The following is a 6,225-nucleotide window of genomic DNA, read 5'->3' as shown; positions in this document are numbered from 1 at the left end:
GACATCCGGGGCGCCGCCGTTGCTCGTGATCGCGAGACGTCTCGGAGGTGTAACGATTCACCGCACCAGCACGAATTCTCGACGGGAACGTGTCTTGAATCGGCAGCCAATTCCCAGGTCGTGACCAACCCGAAGCAATACCCAACGTGGTTACGGTCCCGTAGGCTAGGTTGAGCCGATTTTCCGCGGATACATGGAGGCAAGTAATGGCGAGAGATTTGACCCAGCTGGAGCTACTGCAGGAGCTGCAGCCGGTGGCCGAATCCAATCTCAACCGACACCTGTCCATGGCGAAAGACTGGCACCCCCACGACTACGTCCCGTGGGACGAGGGCCGCAACTTCGCAGCGATGGGTGGCGAGGACTGGGATCCCGAGCAGTCCCGTCTCGATCCGGTCGCGAAGGCCGCGATGATCACGAATCTGCTCACCGAGGACAACCTGCCCTCGTATCACCGCGAGATCGCGGAGAACTTCTCCCGGGACGGCGCCTGGGGCACCTGGGTCGGTCGCTGGACCGCCGAGGAGAACCGCCACGGCATCGTGATGCGTGACTACCTGACCGTGACCCGCGGCGTGGACCCGGTGGCCCTCGAAGAGGCCCGGATGATCCACATGACCAACGGCTACTCCTCCCCCGGTGACACCGAGGGCCTGCTGCACTCGGTCGCGTACGTGACCTTCCAGGAACTCGCCACCCGCGTCTCGCACCGGAACACCGGCAGGGCCTGCAACGACGACATCGCGGACCGGATGCTCGCCCGCATCGCGGCCGACGAGAACCTCCACATGATCTTCTACCGCAACATCTGCGAGGCCGCCCTCGACGTGTCGCCGGACCAGACGATCGCGGCGATCACCGACGTGGTGACGCACTTCGAGATGCCCGGTGCGGGCATGCCGAACTTCCGCCGCAACGGCGTCCTGATGGCCAAGCACGGCATCTACGACCTGCGTCAGCACCTCGAAGAGGTCGTCATGCCGGTGCTGCGCAAGTGGCGCATCTTCGAGCGCCAGGACTTCACCGGCGCCGGCGAGGCGTCACGCGACGCGCTCTCCACGTTCCTCGACGACCTGGGCGTGCAGGCGACCAAGTTCGAGGAGCAGCGCGACCGCATGCTCGCCCGCGAGGAAGCCAGGCGCGAGCAGCAGGCCTCCTGACCGAGCGAGGGTCCTGAGCCCTCCCGCTATTCTGTGCCCGGTACCGAACTTCGGTACCGGGCACAGTCATTTCCGAGGTATCGATGTCAACTCCCACCGCTCAGCACCTGCGCATCGGCTCGCTGGAGCTGCGTAGCCCCGTCGTGCTCGCCCCGATGGCGGGCATCACGAACGTGGCGTTCCGCACCCTGTGCCGCGAGCTCGAGCTCGAACGGTCGGGCAGCACGTCGGGCCTGTACGTGTGCGAGATGGTCACCGCCCGCGCGCTGGTCGAACGCCAGCCCGCAACCCTGCACATGACCACGTTCGGCCCCACCGAGACGCCGCGGTCGCTACAGCTGTACACGGTCGACCCGGACACCACCTACGCGGCGGCCAAGATGATCGTCGACGAGAACATGGCCGACCACATCGACATGAACTTCGGCTGCCCGGTCCCGAAGGTCACCAGCAAGGGCGGCGGCGCCGCGCTGCCGTACAAGCGGACCCTGTTCGGCCGGATCGTCGCGGCCGCGGTCAAGGCCACCGAGGGCACCGACATCCCGGTGACCGTGAAGTTCCGGGTCGGCATCGACGACGAGCATCACACCCATCTCGACGCCGGACGCATCGCCGCCGGGGAGGGCGCCGCGGCGGTCGCGCTGCACGCCCGGACCGCCGCGCAGCGCTACTCCGGCACCGCAGACTGGGGCGAGATAGCCCGCCTCAAGGACCACGTCACCGACGTTCCTGTCCTGGGCAACGGCGACATCTTCGCCGCCGAGGACGCGGTCCGGATGATGGCGGAAACCGGCTGCGACGGCGTCGTGGTCGGTCGCGGGTGCCTCGGCAGGCCCTGGCTGTTCGCCGAGCTGAGCGCGGCCCTGAACGGAACCCCCGAGCCCACCCCGCCCACCCTCGGCGAGGTGGCGACGATCATCCGCAGGCACGCGGAGCTGCTCGCCGCCCACCACGGCGAGGACAAGGGCCTGCGGGAGCTGCGCAAGCACGTCGCGTGGTACCTGCGCGGCTTCCCCGCCGGCTCGGATATGCGGGTGGCGATGGCGATGGTGTCGACGCTCGAGGAACTCGACGGGCTGCTGGTCCAGCTGCCCCCGGACGTGCCGTTCCCCAAGGACGCCGAGGGCCCGCGCGGACGGCAGGGCTCTCCCGGCAAGGTCTCGCTGCCCGAGGGCTGGCTCGACGACCCCGAGGACTGCCTCGTGCCCGCCGGCGCCGATCTGATGCATTCCGGCGGCTGACCAGCAACGATCGGACCCGACTGGATCGCACAGGTCCGGTAAGTATCATGTTGGAACCGTCCGGCGTCGGCGGTGGCAAATTACGCGAGAGGCGAGGATCTGTAGGTGGGCGACGATCACGGTCCGGGCCCCGCGCCCGAGGGCCGCGCCCCGTGGGAAAGACCGATCTCCCATGTGAGCCGTCCCATTCGTCGGGTTCCTCCCCAGAACCAGCCGCCCCAGCACGCAGCACCGGCGAATCCGGCACCGCCACCGCGCCGCGACCCGCCGACCGGGGAACGCCCCGCGGCACCCGAACCGGAACCGCAGCCCACCGGCTGGATGTACCGCGCCGAGCCGGAAGTCGTACCGGCCGCCGACGACGATGCCGCCCCGGCCGTCACCCGGCTGGTCGCCAACAAGCGCCGCAAGCAGAAGCGGCTGCGCGTGGTCGGCCGCAGCGCGATCGCGATGGTCGCCGTGATGACCCTCGTCCTCACCGGCGTCGTGTGGGGCTACCTCCGGGCGACCGACAACGGATTCCTTCAGGTCGCCGCCCTCGACCCCGACAGCACCGACGTCGTCGACCCCGGCGGCCAGTACGGCGACGAGACGTATCTGATCGTCGGCACCGACACCCGCGCGGGCGCCAACGGCGGCGTGGGAGCCGGGTCCGTCGCCGATGCCGAGGGATCCCGCTCGGACACCGTCATCCTGGTCAACATCCCGGCCGACCGCAGCCGCGTCGTCGCGGTGTCGTTCCCCCGCGACCTGGACATCGTCCGCCCGAGCTGCCAGGGCTGGGACAACGACAAGGGCGAGTACACGAACGAGGTCAGTCCGGGCGCCGACAACGACAAGCTCAACTCGGCGTACGCCTTCGGCGGTCCGAAGTGCCTGGTCAAGGTGATCCAGAAGATGTCGGGCCTGAAGATCGGGCACTTCATCGGCATGGACTTCTCGGGATTCGAGTCGATGGTCAACCAGGTCGGGGGGGTGCAGGTGTGCACCACCGCCCCGCTGATCGACGACGAGCTCGGCACCGTCCTCCCGCACGCGGGCAAGCAGACCGTCGACGGCGCCACCGCGCTGAACTACGTGCGCGCCCGGAAGGTCGAGGCCGAGGGCAACGGCGACTACGGCCGGATCAAGCGCCAGCAGATGTTCCTGTCCTCACTGCTGCGGTCGGCACTGTCGAACAAGGTGCTCTTCGACCCGGGCAAGCTCAACGGATTCATCAACGCCTTCACCCGGGACACCTTCGTCCAGAATGTCGACACCAAGTCGCTCGTGACCCTCGGCCGATCGCTGCAGAAGGTCGACGCGGGCGCGGTCACCTTCCTCACCGTCCCCACCGCGGGCACCAACGAGCTCGGGAACGAGATCCCCCGCCTCGACGACATCCACTCGATCTTCCAGGCGATCATCGACGACGAGCCGCTGCCCGGCGAGTCCCGCAAGGCCGACGCCGCGAAGGCGTCCGCACCGAGCACGCCCCCGACCGCGGCGACCCCCGCGCCGGCACCGAACCTGCTGGCACTGTCCCCGTCCGCGGTGTCGGTGCAGGTCTCGAACGCGTCCGGCGTCACCGGCGTGGCGGCCGACGCGGCCAATTCACTCGGCGCCCACGGCTTCCAGATCTACAGCGTCGGCAACTACACCGGCATCAGTGGGGCCACGCTGGTCCGCTACGGCCCCGGCCAGGAGGCGGAGGCCGCGACCGTGGCCGCCACCATTCCCGGCGCCCTGCTGCAGGAGACCTCGGACCTCGGCGCGATCGTCGACGTGGTCCTCGGATCGGGCTTCTCGGGCAAGATCACCTCGCCGCCGACGGTCGGCAGCGCGCTGCACCCGACCGTCGCGCCGAAGTCGGCCGTCGTCTCGGGGACCACGATCGAGGAGCTTCCCCCCGACCTCTCGTTCACGAACGCGGCCGACGATTCTTGCGCATAGCGCTCTGACGTGCAGCGTCATTCATCCGCTGTTCACCTCGTCATCGTGACTTGGTTCCTGGCAGGAACTAGGCTGTGACCTCATGCGCGTGGCTTACAACGAACAGATGACCGAACTCGCCGACATGCTCGGCGAGATGGCGGGCCTCGCGGGAACGGCGATGGAGCTGGCGACCCAGTCGCTGCTGCAGGCAGACCTCCCGCTGGCCGAGCAGGTCATCAGCGATCACGACCAGATCACCGAACTCAGCGTCTCGTGCGAGGAGCGGGCCTTCGCCCTGCTCGCGCTGCAGGCGCCGGTCGCGGGTGACCTGCGGTCGGTGGTCAGCGGCATCCAGATCGTCTCCGACATCGACCGCATGGGCGCGCTGGCGCTCCACGTGGCCAAGATCGCGCGCAGGCGACATCCCAATCACGTGCTGCCCGAGGAGGTCAACGGGTACTTCGCGGAGATGGGCCGGCTCGCGGTCGCCCTCGGCGCCGGAGCCAAGGAGGTGCTCGAGACCCGTGACCCCGAGCGCGCCGCGAAGCTCCGCGAGGAGGACGACGCGATGGACGACCTGCACCGCCACCTGTTCACGGTGCTGATGGACCGCGAGTGGAAGCACGGCGTCGCCGCCGCCGTCGACGTGACGCTGCTGGGCCGGTTCTACGAACGCTTCGCCGACCACGCCGTCGAGGTGGCCCGACGGGTGATCTTCCTGGTGACCGGCAAGATGCCCGTCGACCCGGACGAGACCACCGAGCCGCAGGCCTGACCCCACCGACCACCGAAGCCCCGACCGGAATCCGGTCGGGGCTTTTCGCTTTTCGACCACCTGATCCATCCGATCCTCCCGCTCACCGGGAGGTGCAGATTGAGGGTGGTCGGCACTGAATGTTGTGTTGCTCACATAGTGTTGGTCCTCGAGAAGAGCGAGAAGGATGCCACAGACATGAGTGCAGAAACGGACAGTCGCTGGGCGAGCGAATCGGCCCCCGAAGCTCTCGCGGGCTACGCGCCGGAGGTTGCTGCCGCCCTCGCGGACCTGGTCGCCTCGAGCCCGACCGGCTTCGCCGGGCCGCTGGTGGCGTTAGCGCGGACAACCTGCGCCCAGGCACTCGCGCTGACACCACTTCCGACGCCCGACCTGCCCACGCCGAACCCTGCGACGGTCGTCGGCCGCGAGCGCGTTGCGCTGGAGTTCGCGGAACAGTTCAGCGTCGACGTGTCCGTTGTCGACGCCGCCACCCGAGCGGCCCTGGTGGACGCGCTCGGTCACCGGACCGGCACGTTCGTGACGTCCGTCTACGTCGCCGACTGGGCGCCCCGGCTTCGTCGCGTCCTGGAACAGCTGTTCGGGCCCGCGCCCACCGGCTGGGCGGCCCCGAATCGATGGAACGAGGCCGACGACGACCCGTGGCCGCTGGTCGACGCGTTCCTGCGGAGCGTCGCCAAGCTGCGCGTCCTCGACCCGGTCACCACCGAGCTGGTCCGCCTCCGCGAGGCGCGCCAGCACAACTGTCGGCTCTGCAAGTCCCTGCGCAGCAGGTCGGCGCTGGCGGCCGGCGCCGAGGAAGCGACCTTCGATCAGGTCGACAACCACACCGACAGCGCACTCTCCGACCGCCACAAGGCCGCTCTCGCACTCACCGATGCGATGGTCTGGCAGCCGGGTCACATCGGAGCCGATGTCATCGACGCTGTGCGGCAGCACTTCTCACCGGCCGAGGCGGTGGAGCTCGTCGTCGACATGATGCGCAACGCCAGCTCCAAGATCGCCGTGGCGACGGGCACCGACCAGGCCCGGGTCAGCGAGGGGGTCGAGATCTACGACGTGAACGCGGACGGGACACTCGACTTCGGCCTCACCGCTCCGGCCTGATCGGGTCGAACGGATCGACAGCCGACAC

General features: G+C 68.8%; 5 protein-coding genes. All 5 read left to right on the top strand.

The window, feature by feature from the left end:
* Window positions 1–206: 206 nt before the first annotated feature.
* Window positions 207–1,160 (top strand): acyl-ACP desaturase, encoded by a 954-nt coding sequence (locus ACFXGJ_RS23755; RefSeq protein WP_378625714.1) that lies wholly within the window; start codon window positions 207–209, stop codon window positions 1,158–1,160.
* A gap of 83 nt (window positions 1,161–1,243) precedes the next feature.
* The gene (dusB, locus tag ACFXGJ_RS23750) at window positions 1,244–2,401 is read left to right on the top strand and encodes a tRNA dihydrouridine synthase DusB (RefSeq protein WP_378625713.1); all 1,158 of its coding nucleotides are present in this window, start codon (window positions 1,244–1,246) and stop codon (window positions 2,399–2,401) included.
* Between the two features lie 105 nt (window positions 2,402–2,506).
* A complete protein-coding gene (locus tag ACFXGJ_RS23745) occupies window positions 2,507–4,333 on the top strand; it encodes an LCP family protein (RefSeq protein ID WP_378625712.1) in 1,827 nt (608 codons plus the stop codon).
* Window positions 4,334–4,415: 82 nt separating this feature from the next.
* Window positions 4,416–5,090, top strand: coding sequence for a phosphate signaling complex protein PhoU (gene phoU, locus ACFXGJ_RS23740; RefSeq protein WP_378625711.1), 675 nt, complete (start codon window positions 4,416–4,418; stop codon window positions 5,088–5,090).
* A gap of 177 nt (window positions 5,091–5,267) precedes the next feature.
* Window positions 5,268–6,197 carry a carboxymuconolactone decarboxylase family protein gene (locus ACFXGJ_RS23735; protein WP_378625710.1) on the top strand — a complete coding sequence of 310 codons (930 nt, stop codon included), beginning with the start codon at window positions 5,268–5,270 and terminating at the stop codon, window positions 6,195–6,197.
* Window positions 6,198–6,225 lie beyond the last annotated feature (28 nt).

The sequence above is a fragment of the Rhodococcus sp. NPDC059234 genome, from assembly GCF_042754225.1.
In the GTDB taxonomy this organism is placed as follows: Bacteria; Actinomycetota; Actinomycetes; order Mycobacteriales; family Mycobacteriaceae; genus Rhodococcus_G.
The sequence above is the reverse complement of the archived record's forward strand: the minus strand, read 5'-3'. Positions and strand labels throughout refer to the sequence as shown.